Source organism: Paraburkholderia sp. J67 (assembly GCF_905220265.1).
Lineage (GTDB): Bacteria > Pseudomonadota > Gammaproteobacteria > Burkholderiales > Burkholderiaceae > Paraburkholderia.
The window spans coordinates 93,194-115,403 of the sequence record NZ_CAJMZK010000021.1; the positions used below are offsets into that span (position 1 = coordinate 93,194).

Consider the following 22,210-nt stretch of genomic DNA (forward strand, 5'->3'; position numbering starts at 1 on the left):
GGGATTGAAGCCTAAGTACGCCGGTTCACTGGCGGGCGTCACGCTCGCGAGGTCGGGCTTGACGTATCAGCCACCACGCAGTAATGCCGATCACAATGAAAGGCGTGAGAAACGCCATGAATACGGCAGTTTCCTGCAGGCCGTCGCCGCTTCCAAGCCATGCGCCGATCCAGTCGGCTCGAATCAGTCCCAGGTAGTAGCGCAGCGTGAACGCGATCGCGATAAAAGCGAACCATATCCATCCGCCGATGCCCATCTTGACCGGCGCCCTGCGTCCGCCAGGACCCACGTTCGAGCGCATAGGCGGCTCCCACTCGGAGGGCAGGGAGAGGGGATCGAGCCATCGTACACGCGCAAATTTGCGGTAGATGACGATGAAAGCCGGTATCTGGAATGAAGCGAAGAACAGAAAGATCCAGATAAATGCGGGATCTCGAGGCGGACTGCCAGCAGCGCACCAGACCGCGCCTACTGCGCTTGCCGCAAATAGGCACACGCAAGCGTGGGTGTTCCATCGGAAAAGTTTGACTCCCCAGAGTTTCCCGCGACGTAGCCCAGTACCGATCAGAATTAACCAGACCGAGACCACGGCAATTTCGACGAGCATATACTGCTCAAAAGTGAATCCGGCAAAGTTTGCGAGGCAGGTATAGGCTTCCAGAAGCGTGCCGCCACCGGCAAGAAAGAATGCACCAAACGCAATCGCAGCCCCCCAGGGAGCGTTCGGCGGACGGTCACCCGGTCGTTCGCCCTTGGCCAGGAGAGCGCCTCGTGCACGGTCAGCAGCGTAGCGTTGGTGTTTTACCGTCTTCATCGGCTCGCTCCCGCTTTCGGGCGCACCGCGACCTGGAACTGCATAACGGGTTGTGCGCTCCCTGCGACCTGTGGCGCGGACTGGGATGGCACGAGCAGATGCGCCGGATGATGTGGGTCGGGCGTGGGTGTGGGTGGTGCAAATCTGTCATGCCATGCTTTTTGGGTCGCTTGCAGGCCATCAGCCAGGCTGGGCGGATCGATGCTGTAGGCACTCATCCCGTAGATCGTGCCGGCGTAGGCTGGCAGCCCAATCGTACGCAACACGACGAGTTTGCGACTGGCCGCGGCGAGCTTTGACTGGGCACGTAGCAGATTCTTGTCCAGCTTGTTGGCTTTTGCCCGCATACGCTGGATCTTGGTCGTAATATTGGATTGATCGAGCTTTGTCGCATGCGACTGGGTATAGGCATCGATCGCATCACGCTGGTCTGCCAGTCGAGCTGCCGTCGCCTCGATCCGGTTCGAGGCACCAGCGACGGTCCGCGCAGTTTGCCCCGCTTCGCGCACGGTTGACAGACCACTGACGGCGAGATCAGGAACCGCGAGCCACGGAGCAACGGCTTCGACCATCTGATAGTGCCAGGTACTCGCAAGCTCCTTTTTGCGGAGTTCGTTTCCCGTTATCTCGTAGTAGAACATACGGCCATCTTCTATCAGCAGTGCGGCTGCCGCTACACCCGCAATCATGCCCAGTATCGCAGGCGCAAATGCGACTGCTCCGCCAGCTAAAGAGAGTCCGGCCACAATGCCGGACAGGACGCCGAGCACGTCGACGGCGGTGGCGACGCCATCGAACGCTGTTTTGTGATTCTCGATAAATTTCGCCGCAGCTGTCCGGACTTGACCTGCCTCGGCCATCAGGCTCTCGCCTGTCTGGATTACTGCGTTCAGGCTGCTACGCTGGGTTGGCTGGCCCCCTCTGGAGCCGGAGCCACTCGCAAAACCCACGGGGAATAGCGGAGGGCGTTGAACCGACACAATGAGGTCTGTGGTGTCGCCATCGGAATCGGGGAGTGCGCTCTTGAGCCGCGTCGCGCCGGACCCGTCATAGAAAATGACGCCAGCGTTGCTTCCGAGCACGTTGCCAGCGAAGTTTGACAGATGGGACGCGGCATCTGGCCTGTGACAGTATGGCTCCCAGCGGGAAGGCGCATTCGGCATAGATTTATTCAAGTCGACACAGAATCAGAGAGCCGCCGCGACAGACTGCAAACCAGTAATCGGCGTGCATATGTGCGCGGGAGAGGACTGGAATATAAGCGACGACACTGGGCTGAGACAATGTCTGTGTTGATAAATGCAATAATTTCCTTAATATTGAATTACAGGAAATAGTTTCCGCATCTTCGAGGGCGCAAATTTGCAGAATATTGAATCAATTCGCATAATCAATCTGAATTTCGATTTTCACATAGTCTCATGAGCTTTCTTTCCGTTAATATTGCGCGATTTTCCTCCGTGGCATTCCGGGGCATCTCATGCAAATGTCCGATCTCTCCAGCTTCGTTCAGCTCCAGAACAATCGCCTTTTCACGATCGACACTTCGCTAGGAGGCCTGTCTGAGCTCGCGCTTGTCGATTTTCAGGGCACAGAGGGAATTTCACAGTTATTTGACATTCACCTGCATCTGGCATCGCAAGATGCGAATATTGAGCTCAAGAAAATGATCGGCCAGCCGGTCACAGTCACGTTGCAGTTGACTAGTGCAGTGGCCAGTTCCGAAGAGCGTTATTTTCACGGATACGTCACAAGCTTTTCGCATCTGGATACAGATGGCGGTCTCGCAACCTATAGCGCAACGATCCGGCCGTGGCTCTGGATGCTTTCGCGCCAGCAGGATATCCGAATATTCCAGGAGCAAAACGTTCAGACCATCCTGTCGAGCGTATTCCAGGAATACGGTGCACTCGCCTCGTTTGATTTCAAGCTATCAAAGGAACTCCCGACGCGAAGCTACTGCACGCAGTATCGGGAAACCGACCTGAATTTTGCGCTGCGGCTGATGCAGGAAGAAGGCCTGTTTTTCTACTTCGAACACGCGAAGGGTGGCCACAAGCTTATCGTGACCGATAGCTCGACCAATGCCACAGCGATCGATGGCACGAGCGCGCAACTGGCTTATTCACAGGGCGATTCGCTGGAGGACGTCGATGTCATCACGTCCTTCGTGTCGACGCGCGAGCTGGCGCCAGGAAGCGTGGTGCTGAAGGCGGCCGACTACAAGGTGCCGGGCGCCAGCCGGCTTCAGTCGAGCAAGACGAGTGTGAATCAGGGCGACGTGCCGTCGTATGAAATCTACGACTATGTCGGTCCGCAGGGATTCCCCGATAGCGGCCGGGGTCGTGAGCTCGCGAGCTTCCGAGCAGAAGCGCTCGCCGCTAATAGCAAGATCTTTTCCGGTGCGAGCAACAGCCGGCGGCTGATGCCGCTTCGCTACTTCCAGCTCGAAGATCACTACGATCACGACGATACGAAACCGGAAGACCGGCAGTTCGTGATTCTCTCGGTCAACCATTCTGGCCAGAATAACTATCAGGCAAGCACGGGGGCGGCGTCCTACGCCTGCAGTTTTACCTGCATGCGCAAGAAGATCCCGTATCGCCCCCTGCTTACCGTCGCTCGGCCGACGATCCCGGGCCCGCAGACGGCCGTAGTGGTCGGACCGGCAGGTGAGGAAATCTACACGGACTCGCTGGGCCGCGTGAAAGTGCAATTCCATTGGGACCGGCTTGGCCAGAACGACCATCGCAGCTCGTGCTGGGTGCGGGTCGGACAGCAATGGGCGGGCAGCGGATTCGGGATGATCCAGATTCCGCGTATCGGCGAGGAGGTGGTCGTGCTGTTCCTCGACGGCAATCCGGACCGGCCCCTGATTATCTCGCGCGTCTACAACGCGCAGAACATGCCGCCTTGGGCATTGCCGGCGAACGCGACCCAGAGCGGGATGCTCAGTCGCTCGAGCAAGGGCGCCACGCCCGCGAACGCCAATGCGATTCGCTTTGAAGACAAGATGGGGCAGGAGGAGGTCTGGATCCATGCGGAGAAGGATCAGCGCATCGAAGTGGAGAACGACGAGTCGCATACGGTCGGCAATGACCGGGTCAAGACCATCGACCACGACGAGATGGTTCAGGTGAACAACGACCGCACAGAGACTGTTGGCAATAACGAGACGATCTCGGTTGGTGTGAACCGGACAGAGACTGTTGGCGGGAACGAAACCCTGTCCGTCGGCGGGAACCGGAGCGAGACGATTGATGGCGCGCAGAATCTGCTGGTGGCACTTGCCTCCGCAGAGACGATCGGGCTGGCCAAGGCACTGACGGTTGGCGGCGCATACGTTGTCACTGTCGCTGGAGCGATGAACACAGCCGTGGGACTGGCCAGTGGCGAAGAGGTTGGCCTGTCGAAAACCACTCTGGTTGGCAAGACGTACACGCTGAATGTCGGTGACCGGATCGAGATCAAGGCTGGCAAGGCGAGCATCGTGATGACGAGTGATGGCGACATAGTGATCAGCGGCGCGAATGTGAGCGTAAAAGGCTCAGGCGCATTGACGCTGAGCGGTAGCACCATCAACACCAACTGACCGATTCTTGATTTCGTACCGTGAGCGCATCAATAGCTAACGAACGCATGCATGACCCGTCAGGTGAGCCATCAGCGCAATCAGCATCCTCGATGCTCGTTGGCAGTACGGCGGCAATGCTGGCCGACCATCATGCCGATCTGCTCGCGTTGGCCTGGCGCCGAAGGCCGCAGCTCCTATTGAATCCGCTGATGGATTTCGCGGACCTTGAAACTGCGGATGATCGACTCCTCGCGTCAATCGATGCGCTTGCGACGTTGGGTGCACCTGCGCGAAGCAATCTGCAGGACAGATTAAAGGAGCCGTTGCGGCCCGAAGACATGTTTGTCATTGCACTCTTTGCGTTAGCGACGCGTGACGAATCGCTCTTTGAGGCCTGCATGGCGATTCAGGCAGTACTGCCTGACCTTGGTAGTCCCTTGATCGATGCTTTCAGATGGGCGCCCGCATCGTCAATGTTGCGATCGTACTTGGAGCGCTTCCCACTGGCGACCAGGCTACAGCTGGTGGGAGATCGTTATCGGGACTTCAGCGGTTTGGTGTCACGAGTGCTGGAGGCGATGAAAGCGGTCAACGAGCCTGGTGAAGGCGAAATCTTGTCTGCGCTCGATGCAGTCAGTTTTTTCGGGAAAGTTGAACTGGCGGTGGCGGCATTGTCGTATCTAGAACACCGGAGCGAGGCTGTGCGATTCGCTGCCGCAGAGACCTTACTCGTTTTCGGGCCTCCCAATGAGGCGCGGCGAGCACTGGACACGATGTCAGAGCTTGCCCGTAGCGGCGACGCTGTGATGGCTGAATCGGTAGTCCGTTGCTTGGCGGTTCATGCGCCGGATCAGGTCTCAGAGATCGCAAGTTCGCTCGATGGCCGGGCATCGAAACGAGCCCAGATTCAGATATTTGGCTGGACGGGGCGTCCTGATGGCATTCCGGCTCTTGTCGGCTATCTCGATGACCCGCAACTTGCGCGGCTGGCTGGCGCGTCACTCTTACTTCTCACCGGATCAGACCCAGCGCGTGACGGTTGGCTGGCCAGCAGCCAACGGCGCATTGAGCCTGAAGGAGGCGATGACAGCATGCCAGCGCCGGACGTAGATCGTGCGCTTCCGTGGCCCAACCCCGAAGCGTTTCGTACCTGGTGGCAAAAGAACGAAATGCGTTTTGACTGCTCGCGACGTTACATCCTTGGGCGCCCGATAGAAGAGGGCTGGTTGGCGCAGGTCATCCGCCGCGGCCCACTTCCGTGGCGGGGGCTCGCTGCCGAACATCGGCACCGCCTCGCGAAGTCGGCGTTATTTCCCGTGCATCTGCCTGCGCGCGCTCAGCGCGCGATTTTCTCTGAACTAGACAGGAAACTGACGTCATGACCAAAGCGCTCGAACTGACGCTGCCATTGCCCGTAGCCGTACGTGACGAATCACCTGAGGGCACCTTCAATTCCGGCTTGCAGGCGCCCTTGGAGCTGGAAGACGAACTGGTGTTCGAAGCGCGTCAGAAGATCACGTTGCGTTGCGGTAAGGCAAGCATCACGCTTTACCCGAACGGCAAGATTGCTCTGCGTGGCGAGTACATTGTGAGCGATGCGGCGGGCATAAACCGCATTGCTGGCGGTCAGGTCGAGCTCAATTGATCCATGTGGAGCATCGAGAATCACACGCCATTTGCGGCTGACCGCACGTGGTTGCGCGACACGAACGGCGCTGAGGTCTGGGTGGTTGCCATCAAAGCGACCTATGACATCCTTGCGAACGGCACCACCAAGCTTGCTTCGGATCAGGTATCACTGAACGCTGGACCCGTGCAGCATGAGGGCCTGTCAAGTCTTAAATATGACACCGATTTTGGGCCATCTAAAGCGGCGACCGATGTCATCCTCAATGGCCATGCGTGGACGCCCGGTGGCAAGCCGGCAGGTGAAATCCTGGCGGGCTTCACGGTGGCGAATCTGGACAGGATGGTGCGGGTAACTGGAGACCGATACTGGCAAAGGAAACGTTGGTCCTGGCACGCCGGAGAGCCCGAACCGTTTGTCAGCATGCCAATCGTCTACGAGCGTGCGTTCGGCGTCGACATGCCGGAATTTCCGACGGCAAGCCGAAATCCGGTTGGCCGCGGTGTAGCGTCAGATGCTGAAGGACGGGTATGGCTGCCGAATATCGAGTTGGTGGGCCAGCCTGTTCGCGGTCGTGATGATGTAGCACCTGCGATCAGCCTGGGGGCAATCGCCGGCCACTGGCCAATGCGTCGGCAGTTCGCGGGAACTTACGACGACAACTGGCTGGAGGAGCGGCACCCATTGCCACCGGAGGATCTTAACCCTCGTTTCTGGCAGATCGCCCCCGAAGCCCAGCAGGTAACGGGCCACCTAAAGGGTGGAGAGATCGTCACACTAATCAACGTCACGCCGCCGGATGTCGTTCCGGGTGGCAGGCTGGTGTTCCGGTTGCCGAAAGTTACGCTCGTCTGTGAGACGTTCTTCTTCGACGGGAGCCGTGAGCAGACCCGACCCGTGATTCATACGGTGATTCTGGAGCCCGATGAGCCACGCATTAGTGTCGTACATCATATGACACTCGCCTGCCACGCCAAGGTTAATCAATTGGATCGAACCCGGATAACAATGAAGCGGCGGCCATTGGACCGACCCGATGCGCCTGTGTTTGACGCGCGCGAAGCACCTCTTTCAAATGCGAGGTCGGTATGAGCGGCGCCCCCGTTATTCTTGCCGCAGCGTGTACATTTCCCTCAGGCCCGACGATCGCGCTCGCTGACGCCGCAGTGCGAGCTCAGCTTTCTTTGCTGCAACGTCATCCTGATTACCTCGACCAGGCCGGTGAAAGGTGTCGTGGAAGTTTTTTCCCTCTCGATTTGCCGTTTGACGCCGGGCGTTGGGGAGTGCTCGCCAAAGCCGTGCTGGATCAACTGGCAAACTCCTTGGGCGACTCTCTCCCATCAAGGGGGCGACCGCGACCGTGCGCGCTGTGGCTCGTCCTTCCTGATGTCGACAATCGGCCGGGTATGCCTGCTGATCTGCTCCAAACCGTAACGAGCAACGTACAGGAAGGCCCCTTCCGTTGGGAGCGCGTTGTGCAGTGCCCGGGTGGCCACGCTGCCGGAATCGCGGCTCTCCACGAGGCATCGGGGTACCTGCGTGCGCACCCACAGTCGCTTGTCGTGGTGTTGGGCGTGGAATCCGGCCTCGCCCGGGAGGCGATGTTCTGGCTCGACATGCAATCGCTGCTGCACGGAACACGTAGCGTACACCGAGGCGAAACGCGCACGCAGCCATACGGACGTGTGCCGGGAGAAGGCGCGGCGGCGGTCGCGCTGACAGCTTCGATCGAGCCTGGTACAGGCTGGGCCAGGCTTCTTGGCACAGGCATCGCCGATGAGCCCGCGATCCATGCTTCTGGCGATGTCTGTATTGGCGCTGGCTTGTCGAGGGCGGCACGCGACGCGATTGATCTGGCGGCGAGCTACGGCCCGGATCCTATCGGCTCGATCATGGCAGACCTAAATGGGGAACCTTATCGCGCCGACCAGTTTGGATTCACGGCGATGCGATTGTCCAGGCGCCTCGCGCCTCAGTGGCGACGAAGCGTCCCAGCGTTGGCGAGCGGCGATCTGAACGCTGCAAGCTCAGTCGCGCATGTCGCGCTCGCGGCCTACGCCGCCCGCAGTCAACCAGGGTCTTCACCTCAACTCATCCTCGCCAGCTCGGACGATCCACTGAGGGCCGCTGCGGTCGTAGGGGCTTTTGATCTCATTCCCAAGCTGCAGGAGGCGTGCGCGTGACGATCAGCATCAATATCAACGGGCTGACGCTGTGTCATCGCGGCAGCGGAGGCGTATCGCACAACACACTGCCAGATGTGTGCAAGACGCCGGGAAACGGTATACCTATCCCGTATCAGAACGAGGCCTACTCTAGCGATCTGGTGAAAGGCTCAACATCGGTGTTCGCAGATGGTGGAAACATGATCGCGATCGACGGAAGCCAGTTCTCGAAGAGCGTGTTCGATGAGGCAGGTTCCATGGGCGGCGTCGTTTCGGGCACGCATCTGGCTGAAACGGATTGGATCACGCACTCATTTGATGTGTTCATCGACAAGAAGCCGGCGTGCCGTCTGACCGACAAGCTCTTCATGAATCACCGGAACACGGTGAACATGGCAGGGCTGAAGCAGCGGGATCTGCCGAAGAAGGATCAGGATTTCTTCGATAAGCTATGTAAATGGGCCTGTGATTGCTTAAAAGAGTTAGAAGGGAAGCTTCCGCCGGGAAAAACCTATCAGGAATGTGTACAAAAAAAGATTGACGAAGAGTATTACAAAGATGGTTACCCGAAGTCCGATGCAGAGATGTGGAGAGAGGTATCCTATGAAAAAGGTAGCTGGACACTGAAAGGCAGCAAGGCGAATAGCGATATTCCGAGTTCGAACATGCTCTGGCCGAACACCAGACGGCTCGATGTTGTAAGAGTGGAAGATGGCAAGCCGACGAAATTCTTCGACATGAAGTTTGGGGACGACTCCTTAACGCCAGAGGCCGAAAAAGCGTATAAGAGCATTGCCGCGAAATACACTGGCGACGAGGACGATTTCGATGAGTTTCGCATTGACGAAAAATGCGACTGCAACGACGATTGGCCGCCAAAGGCGCCGGTATCGGTTGGCGCACCGGCTGCGGAGCAGAAGAGCCTCTTGGACAAGTTTGGTAATGCGCTGGCGTCAACCACGGGAGTGAGGCTCACTGGTGCAGCGCTCGTGACGGTCCTCGTCATCTCGGAAGCCAGTAGACTTTTCCCTCCGCGTAATCTCGTTCCGGTGCCGTGAGTTGCCATACACCTTCTGAACTAACACTGTCGAGAATTAAGATATGAACCCTGAAGAAGTAATCGCTGATCTTGTCCAGTCGCATGGTGGTCCGTGTCTGTTCGACAGACTGCATGTGCCCTACGATCGGCCAAGTGCCGGGCCTGCCGCGAAATTCGGTTTGGGCTGTGAGTTGTATTTGCCGAATTCTGATAGGGCGGCTCTGCGTGAGCAGGCTCGACAATTTCTGCTTGACTATCATCAGATGTTTCCCACACGGGTTGTGGATTTTCTACCACGGGATGCGCGGCGTACAGTCAAGATCGGTGGCGACCTTAACACTCGCATCATCGCAGATTACGAAAAGAACCCAGAGATCGACGGGGGATACAGCACAGCACTATTCGGTCCAGTCGATATTGGATTGCCGAAGGATGATGTGCCCCCGTATCAAGCCCAGGTCTTGCTGAGCAGTAGCAGCGACCACGACCTTTCGTTTGTTGATGCGTATATGCCTGTGTGTGGAGACAATGCAGAGCCGCAGTTTAGTGCGCTGCTCGAAGCTGTCTTGCGATGGAGCGCCATCTGTCGACCAGTGCATGGGAGTGCTGGGTTCACGCTCATATACGGGTCGGGCATGTCTCAGAATACGACATACACGTTGCCTTTGATGAAGCGTTTTCCGGGATTTGACTTTATCCACGGTGTTGACTTTTCACTCCAGGCGGGTGCCGTTCACAATCGAATTAAATGCGTAAATTGGCTGACCGTACTGGGCGACGAAATCATAAGCGAGTTGGGTGGAATCGCTCCTATCCGGGACGCTCTTGAACCCGTGTGCAGAATCCACGAGTATCCAGGCGGAGTCGTAATCCAGGCGGACGAAGGCCCACAGCTGGGTGACACCTATCGCAATGACGTTCCAGAGGCATATCGCGCGGTTGCGCGGTACACGAAGCCGGTTCGTTTTGAAGCATACCGGAGCCGGCTATTCAGAGTACCGCAGAACCTCGATAAGAAAGAAGAAACACTGGCGTGGATACGCCGCTTCGACTGACTTTAGGGATATATCTATCATTGCCGAGAATCATTTGTTCCAACGGGCCATTAGGCGCAGCGATCTGGCGAATTTCCACTGCAAAATCTCGTTCCGATTTCGTGACTGCTCACGTCGCTCCAAGAACTTTGAACCAAGAATTGAACGATGAAGCCTGAAGAAGTTATCGCCGAGGTTGCTCTGTTGCGCGTTGGTCCGTGTGTACTCGACAAATTGCATTTACCCTACGATCGGGCGAGCGCGGGACCGGCTGCCAAATTTGGGCTGCGTTGTGAACTATTTCTGCCAGACGTCGATCGTGGTGTCCTGCGGGAACAGGCACTCCAGTTTCAACTAGACTACCAACGGATGTTTCCGGAGCGCGTCAACGAGTTTCTGCCGGAGGACGCACGACGTACCGTCAAGATTGCAGGTGATCTCGAGGCCCGGATTCGGAAAGAGTTCGCCCGTCACGCAGCCGAAGAGGGTTACAGCACATCCTTGTTCGGTGCCGTAGATATCGGGTTGCCGAAAGACGATGTTGATGCGTATCAGGCTAATGTGCTGGTGAAATACAACGAATATAGAGAGTTGTCCTTTATATCAGCGAATATGCCGGTTTGCAACGACAAAGGAGAGCTAAATTTCAAAGTGCTTCTACAAGCCGTTCTGCGGTGGTGCGAGATTTTTCGTCCATCGCATGGTACAGCAGGTTTCGCGCTTAACTTTGCATCTGGTATGTCACAAAATAGCAAGTATGCACTACCAATAATGAAACGGTTCCCGGGTTTCGATTTTGTCGATGGTATTGATTTTTCCGCTCAAGCTGGCACTACGCAAAATCGAATCAAATGCGTAAACTGGCTAACTATTCTCAATACGGAAATTGTTGACGAACTTGGGGGGATTGAGTCAGTGTGTGCGGAGCTCGAACCAGCCTGCAAAATTCACGAATATGACGGTGGAGCAGTTATCCAAGCCGGAGAAGCCCCACAATTGGGTGACACATTTCGCAATGATATTCCCGAAGTGTATCGCATGGTCGCCCGCTGCACGAAGCCTGTTCGTTTTGAGGCCTACCGAAGCAGACTTTTCAGGGTGCCGGAGAACCTTGACAAGAAAGAAGAAACGCTGGCTTGGATCCGCCGCTTCGATTGAATCACGGTAATTTTCTCGTCGAGGTTCCACTATGCCAACGGACCACAAGGCCGGCACGCATTGCGCGATGTTGCATTCGATTCTTTCCACTTTTCCCAACAGAGCCAATTTGCCGACCAGTGCGTCGACGCTCGACGCGCAGGGGAACAATGTGCCGTTCTCACAAGTTCAATCGGACTCTGCCGGGTGCTCAATGCTGGATACCCTCGGCTATGACACCACGTGCTCATGCTGGAGTCACAATCAATTTTTCACACTAACGGATCAATACACGGGCAAGCCACTTGCCGACGTACCCTATGAAATCGTGACCGCAGAAGGGGAGAAGCTGGAAGGTCGTACCGATGCGCAAGGGCGAACCAGAAAAATTTCAGATGATGCAGCTTCTTCTGCGACGATTTACGTTTATGAAGAGTACACCCCTCTCAATCCTGATTGGGATAGAACAGCATGACGACCAAGAAAAAGCTGGTAAAAAAACAGACTGCCCAACTGACCAAGCGTAGTGACACCGAACCGGTGGCGGTGTCCATTGACGACTCAGCACGCCTGAGGGAGATTCGCGAGATCGTCAAGGCAAACAATCATTCGACGCTCAGCGATGACCTGATTGTCTGCCAGGTCTATATGGAGTCGCGATTTGATGCACAGGCTTCAACCAGCGGCAGCACTGCGAAAGGACTAATGCAGATGACGGCAACCGCGACAAAACAGGTCTACAAGGAGCGCCTGAAAAAGGACCTCGGACATACCCCGAGTGACAAGCAGTCCCAGGAGGCTTTTCATGATGCGGCTGCGTTTCATTCTACGCCGCAAATATTTGACGAAGCGACCAATATCCAACTTGGCACGGAATACATGCAATATTGGGTAGAAAAGAATTCGACGGTGGAGGATGCATACAAGGGTTATCGGGGGCTTTCAAACGGGATCTACTATCAGAAAATCAACGCCTGCGCGACGAAACTAAAGGATGATCCGGATTCGATGCAACCGTTGCGAGACATGGTCAAATGAGATTCCTGAATATTTCGCTTCTATTTATCTCGCTCGTGCTCATAGTCGGCGATGCAACCGCCGGCGAATCTAGAGTTGAGCCGCTGCGAACGATTAAGTCATGCACCATGGCTGACGGCACCCCTGTAGCGCTAAAAGCAGAGTCGCATGGAGAGGATGGAGTTGCGCTTTACGTTGACGAAGGTGGCAAGACGCAGCCAGCGTTTACCGATATGCCCAACACCGATTTGTTCGGAAATGTGGCTCTCGCGCAATGTGTTCATGGTGCATTGATCTTCGCGCTGGATTACGGGCCGCCATACCGGAAGGGTGCGGTGATCCGCAGAAATCTCCAATCGCACGCCGAGGAAAGAATTGATTTCGCAGAAAAGGCGCTCCCGCGATGGCTTTATCTGAGCGATCACGAAATGCTCGTTGTGGTTCCGAACCTTGGTGGCGAAACTGACAAGAAATATATCGTCTATCAATTTATCGCTGGTAAAGGGCAGCTCGAAGAGAGCATGGCAACGGACAAGCTGCCAGTCCCTGGGCATGAACTTCTCCCAGTGCGACCCCGCTAACTTTACGGAGGCAATTGCTTCATTTGCGTGATTTAGCACAGCAAAGAACATTCTCCGGAAACACCCGATCTCCTCCCTCTGAAAGAGTTGAGCTGCCGCGATGCAGGACAAAATGGACTTCGAGATTCGTAGCCTTCTCTGTGAAGCCTTGAACCGCACCGCACTTTCGGATGCTCCGCGCTACGAACGGCTTCCACCATTTGTCCGTTTTCGGGCGACTGGCGCGGGCAGAGTGTGGGAGGCATGGCGACAGGTCGTTGAAAAAGGACCTAACAAAGTCTCCGAGATGCTGCGCACGCGCTCGATCGTGGCGCTCGTCAATCAGTTTGACGAACTCGCCAAACGGCTTCTTCCCTATGGGACTGAAAGTCTCGGACCAGGGGAGGCAGGGACCATAGCGGCGCATAGCGCAATCTGGCAAGCCTTTGAGGTTCGGCGAGGAGTGATTTACGAGCCAACGCCGCCTCTGCATCGCCTGCTGGAGGATACCTACATTGCGGACGATGTGCCGATCGGTGCCGTGCAGTTTCCTGCACAGACGCTTTGTATTGTCCCGGAGCCGTCATCCTGGGGAAATGGCGAGAAGAGCGACGCCACCGTCTTCTTCAGGGGAGCTCAGACGTTGGCGTGTGTCACGTGGGGCATGCATGGTGAAAGAGGGCAGCAGCGCGGTGTCGTCGAGGTGGTGGAGCTACCGTTGGATAAACCCGATCGGCCGATCGGCACATTGCTTGATAAGGTCTGCGGATCGTCGGAGACCTATCGGGAAATTCGCTCGTATTTGCGCGACTCCATCGACTACGCGGTGAAGATGCTTCTGTATCTTAAAGCGCGGGATGCTCAGGTAGCCATCGAAAGACCATACTCGGACGCGCCGCGATCATTCAGCCGGCTTGGGCAGCGCCGTCGTGCAGAACGGCTCGCTGAAATAGAGCTCCTCTATGATCGCCATGTCGTCGGGCCAGCGATCCTCGACGCTGAGGCAGCGAGTCACGGCGCGATCGGCGCCAGCGGTCATGAGGTGACGGGACATTGGCGTCGGCCACACTTCCGCATGCAGCCTTATGGCGTTCAGTCATCGCTTCGAAAACTGGTTCTAATCGGTCCCACGATTGTGCGACCAGATCGCCTGCGCGCGTAGTGTCTGGCCGTTCAAGCTTCCTATCCGTTCCGAATCTCGTCAGCAGGACGCGGCAACCCATAATGCGACCTCAGACGCAGGTGTTTTCCTGCCCGCACTGCACCGTTACATGCGCAACGATTCACCGCGGGCCAATGCGAGAGACACCTGCGTCGGCCGACGCAGCTTGGCCAACCTGGATAGTCGTACACAGACGTGGCCTGCCAGCACAACATTTCCATGTCGCTACCAGCCGTTCGAGAAGCCTGCTGTCTACCGTCGATAGCCGAAGACCTTTAGAGTTTTGCCGATTGACAGGGGCGCGCGAGATCGCTACCAGTCGATGCGATGCTTCTTTACGGTTTCCCGATGCCGGCGATCATCGTCGGAATGCAAATAAAGACTAGTGGTCGATAGCGATGCGTGCCCCAGGTTGTCGCGGATGAGCCGCACGTCGATGTTCGCGTCGGCCATATGAGTACCCGCGCTATGTCGCAGCCAGTGGGCAGAGGCATGGTCAAGCAATGCCGCAGCCGCGGCGTACTGATCGCCGCGCAGGCGCAGCATTCCTGCTGTTCCGGTAAAGATGCCCTTGATGATGACGTGTAGTGCTGAGCGTGTAAGCGGCTTCATCGAATGGCCTAGCGGCAAAGCGAGCGGTGTATCCTCGTGAGGCACTGGCACCGGGGGCAAACGGCGTGCGCTCCGGTATCGCCCTAGTTCCGCCATCATCTCGGTCGATGCGGGCACCAACCGCTCCCTATCACCCTTGCCGTTGATGGCGAGCCACCATCGCTCGTGTCCATTGACGTCACGCCGGCAGAAGAAATGGCCCATGGTGTTGCCGCTGACCTCGGAGATGCGCAGGCCCCCTAGGTAAAGCAGCGTAAGGAGCCAGCGCGCGCGCCAGTAGCGTTCCCGTTCGCGGTTCGTCTCACGCGGTAGCGAATTGATGTAGACCTTCACTTCCTGCCATAGCTCGCGCTCAAGGAAACGTGTCAAACGCGGCAATGCACGACGCGCGCGTTGACGGGAGAGCGACAGCGGGTTGCCGGCAAGGTAGCCTGCGCCGACCAGCCACGAAAGCAGGGCGTTGAGGATCACCATGGCCTGGCGCTGGCTCGGCGCGGCAAGAGGGCCGTGGAACGGCCTCCAGCGAGGATCGGACCGTGGAAACTTGTGCTCGGTTGCGACCCAACGTCCGCGCGGTTGCGGATCGGCGAGAAAGCGCTGGTACCGAAGCAGATCCTCGTGCGTAAGCGACGACAGCGGTTTGCCGAGTTCGACGATTGACCACAGCAAAAGTCGCTCAACTTCCTTACGATAGTTTTCGAATGTCGTCTTTGTGCCCGCCACCCGGGCGAGCCAGGCGCGCACGGCGTCGAGATCGTCGTCGGCGGCGATCTGGCGTCGGCCGCTGGCGCGGTTTATGCAGTCGCTGCCATCGAGGCCGTCGGGTAGCGCGACCCTGTCAAGCGGGCAAGGCGTCAAGAGGACGGTTTCCATGGAAAACTCGGCAGTCTTCGGTTACCACCGAGATGCAGCAATTCCCGCGCCCTTTCTGTAATGTCTAGATTCGACAGGCGAACAGTTCAACGCCGTGAGCCCGCCAATGGCGCTACGTCGGGGAGCCGGTGAACACCCGGACGGCGGGGACGGCTATGGATCCGAACGTCGAATGGGTCATATCGACCCGCAGCGCACTTCCCTGTGTCAGCTCGTAAATGGCCGCTTACAGATTGCAGCAGCCGATAGCGCCGACGCGGATCGCTGCTCATTGTCCTTTTAGAGAGACGCGACAGAGACTGAAGCTCTTGCCTCAATCACCCTATGCGATCCGAGCAACCGGCGCCCTAACAGCGGATGGCTAACCCAAAATGAGTAGTCTCCCGTCACGCTTTGGGAAATTCTCCATTGCTGTCGAAACCACTATCGCGGTCGCTTGCCTGCTCTGAATCTGCGCACCAGAAGCGTTAGAAGTAATCTGAGTCGAGATCGGAAGTTTTTTTTTTCATCCAATCTGGGCGATTGGCAGCACGGCGGAGCATTTCACTAGCGAACGTCTTCCAGTGACGGAATCGACGTACAGCATCTAGCATTTCGCGCAGGGAAGAGTTTGGGTCGTCAAGCTGACCCCCGACGAGATTCAATATCTCTTTCGCATAGTCCGACGCGGAATTCGGACGATAGCATTCTTTGATAAACTCGGGCCGAATTTGCTCGCCCGCGTCCAACTGAACTAGGAGTGTCAGCACCACCGTGCGACCACCAACGTCCTTTCCGGCCTCGAGTGAGGCAGAAAATATAGCCTCGTCGCCCGCTTCTAGCCGGGCGTACTGCATGTAGAACACCCTCTGTTCCCGGCCGGGCTGAAAGAGTTCCTCCGGGATGCCCAACGTGAATGCTCTCGGGAGCTTTGCCAACGAGAGTGCCTTATGCAATGGCTCGGTGGTGTCTCCGAGGTCAAGTAACATGGTGCCCGTCTGGGCTCTGTCGGGAAGAATCCAGCTGGTTTTCATTGCTGTTTCAGTTGAGCGATGAGAGAAAGCGCGCCAGCGAAGTACTCACCGAACAGTGTCTCGTGGCGCGTGCAGATCGGCGTAACTCCCGTCACGCGTGACCCTTTGAACTCGCTTCCTAGCGTCTCTTCCGTCAACTCCTCGATTAACCTTACCAGATCCTTCATTGCCTTGTCCGCGGATGCTGCACGTAGATCCGGCCCGAAGGCAATGTCGATCTTATTTGCAAGCAAGTGGACTGAGACTGTGCGCTTGCAGTGACGCAGGTTTGCCCTCAGCCATTGCATGTCATCCCGGAAACGTTGGAGTGTCGCCTTCTCGTCCGTTTTGAACCTAGCGGAGTCAAAGAGATAGAAGATCACGTCGGCCTCTTCGCAAGCTTGTAGCCAGTAGCGATCGCGCTCGTCTGCCTCGCCGCCGATATTTAACGCTCGCCTGCATTTGAACTCGACGAATTCGTCACTGCCTGGGAGCGTCCACTTGAAATCAAAGTCCTTGACCTTCTCGGCACCGCGAGTCTGTATATGTTCTTCGGGTACCGGTTGATGCCGCAGTTGGTTGAACATACTGTTCTTGCCTGATGCGGTCGGGCCGATGATAGCGATCGTTTTTCCCGTCCACCAATTCTTGACACTGGAAAACCACTCGGGAAATTTCTTCATAACGTAGCCTGCGATCGCCAAAGCGGCGGTATGCGCGAGCTTGATGAAAAACTTTTCCCATTCTGAGATTTTGTCAGACACGATGTTTCCCCGGAGGTCACGCGATCACTTTTATCGGGCGCCGGCGTTGCAAAATGTTTGCGATTCGACGCCCACGAGATGCTAACACTGCTGGACTGCAATGGCTGAACGGAGCGAAAAGATACGGTCCGGCTCGTAAGGGCTTGGCCGCCGGACTCAGGACTGTCGAGCACGCGCGGCTGGAGCGCCCGAGCGATTTGCTAATCGCGGCAGTCCCCCTTGTCGGGTGTCAACAGCGGGCCGTTCGAACTGAGCGTGAAGCGTCGTGTGAGCTTTGACGGAGAACCTGCCGAGTATTGGGCTGCTGACAGCCTGCAAAGCTAAGCCACCCGGTTGTACCGCGCTGCTGGTCTCGGAGCTGGATACAGTAGTCATTCAGGCCGCAGGACGTTCGCGGCACGGTCGGTCGCTAACGGGCACCCTCTCGAAACGGTCCAAATTCTCCTGGGCCATTCAAATCTGGATCATGTCGCGCCTTATTTGGATGTATCGAAACGCGATACGATTGAGGCCGTCGCGAAGCTCGACCTGGGTATTTGATGCTATACGCATAAAAATAGACGGTTAAGAACCAAAAATATACAGGCTCGTAAAATTTTGCCGATATGAAGAAGGGAAGGTTGGCGTTCTTGGCCCGATCTGAAAATCGGATAGCCTGACGCGACGGGCACCTACATGGTGGAATGCATTTGGCGCGCGAGCGTCCCGCGCCGGCCAGTAGCTGGAAAATACCGGCCTAGCCGGAGTCAAAAAGCGCACGGGGAATAGCGATGGAGCAAGCACCAGGCGTTAAGCCTAACCAAGTCGTGGGTCCGCAACAGCCGGCAGTACCTGGCAGCAAGGAAAGAGAAGACGCATTCGGCCTCGCTAGGGCAGCCGAGAGCTTTCGACACGGGTTCGTTGATTCGACTCGCATCCGCGAGCAAGAAAAGACTCTCCGCGAGGGAAATCTTCATCAGCAGAAGATGCTTGAGCTGTCTCATGCGGAAGCGGAGCGGAAGAGAACATTCCGCTCCAATTGGATAATTGCCGTTGGCTTCTGTCTTTTCCAAGCCGTGATCGCCGCGTACGGTTTGAAGACGAACAACGTCAGCTACATACTTGCTGCGGCGAACGGCTTCGGTGCCTTCTTTGTCAGTCGTAAATTTTAATAAATCGGAATCAGCAATGCACGACGAAGTAACAACAGATGAGCGTCTGGAAATTGATCGACGTCTGTACAAGGCACAGCGTCATTTTGAAGACGCGCGGAACATGACACTCCACGACAAAGCCAGGCTTGGCGAGAAATTTGGCGGGATGCTGGCGCATGTCACCCGCTACGACCTGAGCGAAGCCGAGGAGTTCTCGACCAAGCACGGCTTCGGCCGGGATGCAGCTGCGCAGTCGACCATGGCCACGGACGAACCGGCGGACGATTGGACGAGCGTCCATGACGCCCTTCCGACCATCCCGGAAGGGCACGACAGCGCCAAGGTCTATGTTAAGCATGCTCCCGATGACTTGGTGTCGAAGGCGTTTTATCTCCGCCAGGTTGGCCTGGAGGGTTATCCCGGCCCCGGCTTCGCACTCGATGTTCCGATACTCGACTTCCAAAATCGCGTCCTTGGCACCGGACCCGTTCCCCCGCTCACGCCAACACATTGGCGCTTGCGGGACGCATAAGACACGGATACCGAGGAGGAAGATGAAGGCATCGCTTGTTGGCGCGACTTTGCTCGCCTTAGTCTTGACAGCAGGTCCCGCGCTGGCTGAGCGACCGGTAGAGCCTGGGCACAAGCGATCGCCTGAGGCAGCTTGGTGGTCTCGTGGTGTCGTCCTCGAACGAAGGGCGGCTGACGGCACTTGGGCCGTTCGATGGTTTGACGATCTGACAGTGCGCGGGGCATCGAAGGCCTACGCGGGAAATGAGAAGGAAGAGCCGCTCGTCGAGATTGCTGCGCTTCGCTCCGACGATGATGCCATTGCCTCGCGTGCGATCACCGTCAGCTGCGTTGGCAATTACGAAAAGCGGGTCATCGTAGCAGCCGATGTGGTTGATGGCGACGAGCTTAAGCAGGTTTGGATGCAGCAGTTCAGATGCGGCGATAGTGAATGGCGAGTGAGTACTGCCGATGCGACCAGATTGCCATCGACCGACCACTGATAACGGAAAACAACATGTGCGATGCGGGACTCATAACGCGGCTCTACGGCGAGAGGCTTTCGACGGTCGGTTGGATTAGCGGACAAGGTTGGTTCATCATCAAGCTTGTCGAGCAACGGACTGTGATGGAGTGTCTTGAACTGTATGAGCACGGGACTGATTCGAGGCGTCGTTGCGCCTACAGTCAGACCCTGACTCTCCACTAAGGCCAGCAGATGCTTGAACAAGTACGGGTCCGCGCCGAGCGTTACGATGGGCTATTTGTCATCTATTGCTTTCGGTTCGACAACGGACGCTCAAAAATTGGGCTTAGCCGCGCACTCAAGAGCCGCGCCCAAAGTTATCACATGCACGGCATCACCGGCTGTACCGGTGTCGAAGTCGTGGAGTGCTATGACGCCCCCCACATGCGGGAGGCTGAAAAGGAGGCTCACCGTATCTGGGCCGCTCTAGGCCACTCCTACGACCGTGAGACGTTTCAGACCCACGGCAGCCCCACAGACGACCTCGCGCGTCTTGTCCAATCGATGCGAGCGGCCTCGACGCCCGACGCCGCTCGCGAGATGCGGGAGCGGCAAGCGCAGCAGGAAAAACTAGAGGCAAGAGAACGGCAGGCTGCTCGCAACCAATCAGCCCGCGCCGAGGTTCGGGAGGCTCAGGCGGCGCAAAGGCGTTGGGAACAACAGCAGGCGCGGGCCGCTCGAGCCGAACAGGCAGAGGAGGTGGCGTACAGACGGCGTCAACGCCAGACCGAAGCCGACGCACAGACAGAGCAAATTCGCGAAGCCGAACACAGACGTTGGATGGAGCGACAATCTTTCGCTCTCAAAGTGAGTGAGGCCAAGCTGCAGGAACGTTTGGTTGACCGCGAAGACCAAGAGCGGCGCCGCGTCGATACACGCCCCCCGGCGCAAGAGCGCAGACGCGAGCGTGCGTCATGCTTATCGCGCGGCAGGGCGCGTGAGCCACGCCGTTCGCGCGCCAAGTCCTGGATCAAGTTTTGGGTCGTTACGTTTCTGGTCTTCATCGGGGGCGGCATCTTATCCGATGGCATGGCAGCCAACAATCCACATGTCGACAAGGGGGCTGTGATCCTGACCCCATTGTTCCTGTGGTTAGCCTACGCCGCCTGGCGTTCAAACCGGGGCATGATATACCGCCTCAGTGTGGCGGGTCTGTGTCTGGTATTGGCCGTAGCAGGGGGCCACGATGGTTTCAAATGATGAAGTTCCCCACAGTGGGAGCGCTTCAGATCTCCACGTCACGTTCAAACACCCAAAGGAAAACAAGGAAAGCGCTCACATGGAGATGATTGGGGATATGGCTGACGGCATAAAAGCAGTCGGGCAGGTCGCAGTAAAGCCACTGCTTGCCATCGCGCTCTATAGCGGAGCGCTTTTGTACGCCCCGGCGCACTTGGTTGTTGGTGCAGGTCTCACAGACTTTGTCGCCAAGTATCGAACGTGGATAGGATTGACGCTGATGGCTTCCTGTGCGTATCTCGTCGCACACGGACTGTCCTGGCTCTTTAACGTTATCGGGTCGCTGTTAGACGATGCGCGGATGCGGAAGGTCAGGAGGAAATGGCTCACTACGCTGACACCGGGCGAAAGAACAATTTTCGTTCCCTATATCCGCGACCAAACGGCGTCGGTCATATACCGTCTTAATGACGGGGCTGTGCGAGGATTAGAGGGAAGAGGCGCGCTCTAGAGCGCATCATCTGTTTCCTATGGCCTTGGGTTTCCGTTCAACATGCAACCATGGGCTCGCGAGATCCTCTCGGCCGAGCCCGAGCTTTTGATGTAGGAAAACGCTGGCCTCGCCGGCACCAAGAAAATCGAAGGAGAAGATGATGTCGGGCATTCCACGAGAAGTGCGCAGTGAGTACAGCACACAGGCTGAGGTCGATGCGGAGCGATTCGCGGAATCCCCAATTGGTCGCATGATCGCGGCGGTTGGCCTGTACGCGGCGGGCCGCAAGAGTGACGTCGATCGCGGAGCTGAGACGCCCGCGCTGGCGAGCCTCATGATTAATTCGGCTTCGGCCTGATGAAGGCCGCCGATGTGCTTGGCCTGCCTGGTTCGCAAATGCTCGTAGCAGAGGTCGATCGTATCGTGGTCGAAATCAACCCGCAGCATTGTGAACATCAGCAGTACCGTTGGAATTCGCGGCCTGCCGGTATGTCCGTTATCGATGCTGACGGCACGAACGCGCGCAGCGCCTAGACCACAGAAAACAGGAAACTCATGACGTCCGCCAAAGAGGGAACTGTAAATATCGATGTGAGTGCACTCAAGGCTGGCGACTCTGTGAATTTGAGGGTCAATTTTGCGCCAGATGGTGGTGAAGTATTCACTATATTGCCATGGGTCCACGCAACTGTAATGGGGCCGACGCACTTTGCGCTGAATTTCATGGATATAAGTTACAGCGGCTTCCAACTGAAAGTCACAGCAATTAACGAAGAATTCACTGACGTCAGAACAGTTCGCGTCGTCTGGGCCGCAGGCGTATGAAAAGAATGAAGCGTCTAATGCTTGCTTTATGCATTTTCACCGGATTTAGCGGCTGTGGCGCAGCAGCCGCACCGTGCCGCGTCGTATCGGCGGGACTGAAGATATTCTCGTGATCGACCACGTTGCGGCAGCACCTACAGACGCTTGCGCCGCTGCGATCGACTGAAACAGGAA

At 56.9% G+C, this 22,210-nt stretch carries 27 protein-coding genes and 1 pseudogene; 22 read left to right on the plus strand and 6 right to left on the minus strand.

Annotation, left to right across the window (positions count from 1 at the left end; all coding sequences use genetic code 11):
* Positions 1-25: 25 nt before the first annotated feature.
* Both U5782_RS29545 and U5782_RS29550 read right to left on the minus strand, forming a co-directional pair.
* Positions 26-814: a hypothetical protein gene (locus U5782_RS29545; protein ID WP_322047396.1), complete on the minus strand. Its 789-nt coding sequence runs from the start codon at positions 812-814 to the stop codon at positions 26-28.
* On the minus strand, positions 811-1,674 hold the full coding sequence (locus U5782_RS29550) for a hypothetical protein (RefSeq protein WP_322047397.1): 864 nt from the start codon (positions 1,672-1,674) through the stop codon (positions 811-813). The genes U5782_RS29545 and U5782_RS29550 overlap by 4 nt, the downstream gene beginning before the upstream one ends.
* Positions 1,675-2,294: 620 nt before the next feature.
* Between U5782_RS29550 and U5782_RS29555 the strand changes: the two genes are divergently transcribed.
* The 4 genes from U5782_RS29555 to U5782_RS29570 are packed head-to-tail and all read left to right on the plus strand — an operon-like array spanning position 2,295 to position 7,107.
* On the plus strand, positions 2,295-4,406 hold the full coding sequence (locus U5782_RS29555; protein WP_322047398.1) for a type VI secretion system Vgr family protein: 2,112 nt from the start codon (positions 2,295-2,297) through the stop codon (positions 4,404-4,406).
* Between the two features lie 20 nt (positions 4,407-4,426).
* On the plus strand, positions 4,427-5,770 hold the full coding sequence (locus U5782_RS29560) for a hypothetical protein (RefSeq protein WP_322047399.1): 1,344 nt from the start codon (positions 4,427-4,429) through the stop codon (positions 5,768-5,770).
* Positions 5,767-6,033 carry a hypothetical protein gene (locus U5782_RS29565; RefSeq protein WP_322047400.1) on the plus strand — a complete coding sequence of 89 codons (267 nt, stop codon included), beginning with the start codon at positions 5,767-5,769 and terminating at the stop codon, positions 6,031-6,033. The genes U5782_RS29560 and U5782_RS29565 overlap by 4 nt, the downstream gene beginning before the upstream one ends.
* A 3-nt stretch (positions 6,034-6,036) precedes the next feature.
* Complete coding sequence (locus tag U5782_RS29570; RefSeq protein ID WP_322047401.1) at positions 6,037-7,107, plus strand: DUF2169 domain-containing protein; 1,071 nt, start codon at positions 6,037-6,039, stop codon at positions 7,105-7,107.
* A gap of 41 nt (positions 7,108-7,148) precedes the next feature.
* On the opposite strand, the gene U5782_RS29575 is transcribed toward U5782_RS29570, so the two are convergent.
* The gene (locus tag U5782_RS29575; RefSeq protein WP_322047402.1) at positions 7,149-7,325 is read right to left on the minus strand and encodes a hypothetical protein; all 177 of its coding nucleotides are present in this window, start codon (positions 7,323-7,325) and stop codon (positions 7,149-7,151) included.
* A gap of 264 nt (positions 7,326-7,589) precedes the next feature.
* Between U5782_RS29575 and U5782_RS29580 the strand changes: the two genes are divergently transcribed.
* From U5782_RS29580 to U5782_RS29615, 8 genes are all read left to right on the plus strand, one after another.
* Entirely contained in the window at positions 7,590-8,198 is a 609-nt protein-coding gene (locus U5782_RS29580) for a hypothetical protein (protein ID WP_322047403.1), read from the plus strand.
* Positions 8,195-9,238 (plus strand): DUF4150 domain-containing protein, encoded by a 1,044-nt coding sequence (locus U5782_RS29585; protein WP_322047404.1) that lies wholly within the window; start codon positions 8,195-8,197, stop codon positions 9,236-9,238. Before U5782_RS29580 ends, U5782_RS29585 begins: the two co-directional genes overlap by 4 nt.
* Before the next feature lie 43 nt (positions 9,239-9,281).
* Positions 9,282-10,274 (plus strand): type VI immunity family protein, encoded by a 993-nt coding sequence (locus U5782_RS29590; RefSeq protein ID WP_322047405.1) that lies wholly within the window; start codon positions 9,282-9,284, stop codon positions 10,272-10,274.
* A 147-nt stretch (positions 10,275-10,421) separates the two neighbouring features.
* On the plus strand, positions 10,422-11,411 hold the full coding sequence (locus U5782_RS29595) for a type VI immunity family protein (RefSeq protein ID WP_322047406.1): 990 nt from the start codon (positions 10,422-10,424) through the stop codon (positions 11,409-11,411).
* Between the two features lie 31 nt (positions 11,412-11,442).
* Positions 11,443-11,865, plus strand: a complete 423-nt coding sequence (locus tag U5782_RS29600; RefSeq protein WP_322047407.1) for a hypothetical protein — start codon at positions 11,443-11,445, stop codon at positions 11,863-11,865.
* Complete coding sequence (locus U5782_RS29605; RefSeq protein ID WP_322047408.1) at positions 11,862-12,428, plus strand: transglycosylase SLT domain-containing protein; 567 nt, start codon at positions 11,862-11,864, stop codon at positions 12,426-12,428. The genes U5782_RS29600 and U5782_RS29605 overlap by 4 nt, the downstream gene beginning before the upstream one ends.
* Complete coding sequence (locus U5782_RS29610; RefSeq protein WP_322047409.1) at positions 12,425-12,988, plus strand: hypothetical protein; 564 nt, start codon at positions 12,425-12,427, stop codon at positions 12,986-12,988. The genes U5782_RS29605 and U5782_RS29610 overlap by 4 nt, the downstream gene beginning before the upstream one ends.
* A gap of 112 nt (positions 12,989-13,100) precedes the next feature.
* A complete protein-coding gene (locus U5782_RS29615; protein WP_322047410.1) occupies positions 13,101-14,129 on the plus strand; it encodes a hypothetical protein in 1,029 nt (342 codons plus the stop codon).
* 312 nt (positions 14,130-14,441) lie between these two features.
* Here the strand turns inward: U5782_RS29615 and U5782_RS29620 are convergent, their stop codons facing one another.
* The 3 genes from U5782_RS29620 to U5782_RS29630 form a co-directional block, all read right to left on the minus strand.
* Complete coding sequence (locus U5782_RS29620) at positions 14,442-15,614, minus strand: tyrosine-type recombinase/integrase (RefSeq protein ID WP_322047411.1); 1,173 nt, start codon at positions 15,612-15,614, stop codon at positions 14,442-14,444.
* A gap of 467 nt (positions 15,615-16,081) precedes the next feature.
* Entirely contained in the window at positions 16,082-16,627 is a 546-nt protein-coding gene (locus tag U5782_RS29625) for a hypothetical protein (protein ID WP_322047412.1), read from the minus strand.
* The gene (locus U5782_RS29630) at positions 16,624-17,370 is read right to left on the minus strand and encodes a GTPase domain-containing protein (RefSeq protein ID WP_322047413.1); all 747 of its coding nucleotides are present in this window, start codon (positions 17,368-17,370) and stop codon (positions 16,624-16,626) included. The genes U5782_RS29625 and U5782_RS29630 overlap by 4 nt, the downstream gene beginning before the upstream one ends.
* Positions 17,371-17,703: 333 nt before the next feature.
* Here U5782_RS29630 and U5782_RS29635 point away from each other — a divergent pair, with 333 nt between their 5' ends.
* The 10 genes and pseudogenes from U5782_RS29635 to U5782_RS29680 all read left to right on the plus strand — a co-directional run bounded on the left by U5782_RS29635 (position 17,704) and on the right by U5782_RS29680 (position 22,202).
* On the plus strand, positions 17,704-17,910 hold the full coding sequence (locus U5782_RS29635; RefSeq protein WP_322047414.1) for a tyrosine-type recombinase/integrase: 207 nt from the start codon (positions 17,704-17,706) through the stop codon (positions 17,908-17,910).
* Positions 17,911-18,140: 230 nt separating this feature from the next.
* On the plus strand, positions 18,141-18,521 hold the full coding sequence (locus U5782_RS29640; protein WP_322047415.1) for a hypothetical protein: 381 nt from the start codon (positions 18,141-18,143) through the stop codon (positions 18,519-18,521).
* A 16-nt stretch (positions 18,522-18,537) separates the two neighbouring features.
* On the plus strand, positions 18,538-19,035 hold the full coding sequence (locus U5782_RS29645) for a hypothetical protein (RefSeq protein ID WP_322047416.1): 498 nt from the start codon (positions 18,538-18,540) through the stop codon (positions 19,033-19,035).
* A gap of 22 nt (positions 19,036-19,057) precedes the next feature.
* On the plus strand, positions 19,058-19,516 hold the full coding sequence (locus U5782_RS29650; RefSeq protein ID WP_322047417.1) for a hypothetical protein: 459 nt from the start codon (positions 19,058-19,060) through the stop codon (positions 19,514-19,516).
* Positions 19,517-19,731: 215 nt separating this feature from the next.
* The gene (locus U5782_RS29655) at positions 19,732-20,739 is read left to right on the plus strand and encodes a hypothetical protein (protein ID WP_322047418.1); all 1,008 of its coding nucleotides are present in this window, start codon (positions 19,732-19,734) and stop codon (positions 20,737-20,739) included.
* Positions 20,726-21,229, plus strand: coding sequence for a super-infection exclusion protein B (locus U5782_RS29660; RefSeq protein ID WP_322047419.1), 504 nt, complete (start codon positions 20,726-20,728; stop codon positions 21,227-21,229). Before U5782_RS29655 ends, U5782_RS29660 begins: the two co-directional genes overlap by 14 nt.
* Before the next feature lie 139 nt (positions 21,230-21,368).
* Positions 21,369-21,569: a hypothetical protein gene (locus U5782_RS29665; RefSeq protein WP_322047420.1), complete on the plus strand. Its 201-nt coding sequence runs from the start codon at positions 21,369-21,371 to the stop codon at positions 21,567-21,569.
* Positions 21,569-21,745, plus strand: coding sequence for a hypothetical protein (locus U5782_RS29670; protein WP_322047421.1), 177 nt, complete (start codon positions 21,569-21,571; stop codon positions 21,743-21,745). Before U5782_RS29665 ends, U5782_RS29670 begins: the two co-directional genes overlap by 1 nt.
* Before the next feature lie 21 nt (positions 21,746-21,766).
* The gene (locus tag U5782_RS29675; RefSeq protein ID WP_322047422.1) at positions 21,767-22,036 is read left to right on the plus strand and encodes a hypothetical protein; all 270 of its coding nucleotides are present in this window, start codon (positions 21,767-21,769) and stop codon (positions 22,034-22,036) included.
* A pseudogene (locus tag U5782_RS29680) lies at positions 22,033-22,202 on the plus strand (DUF6726 family protein). Before U5782_RS29675 ends, U5782_RS29680 begins: the two are co-directional and overlap by 4 nt.
* Positions 22,203-22,210 lie beyond the last annotated feature (8 nt).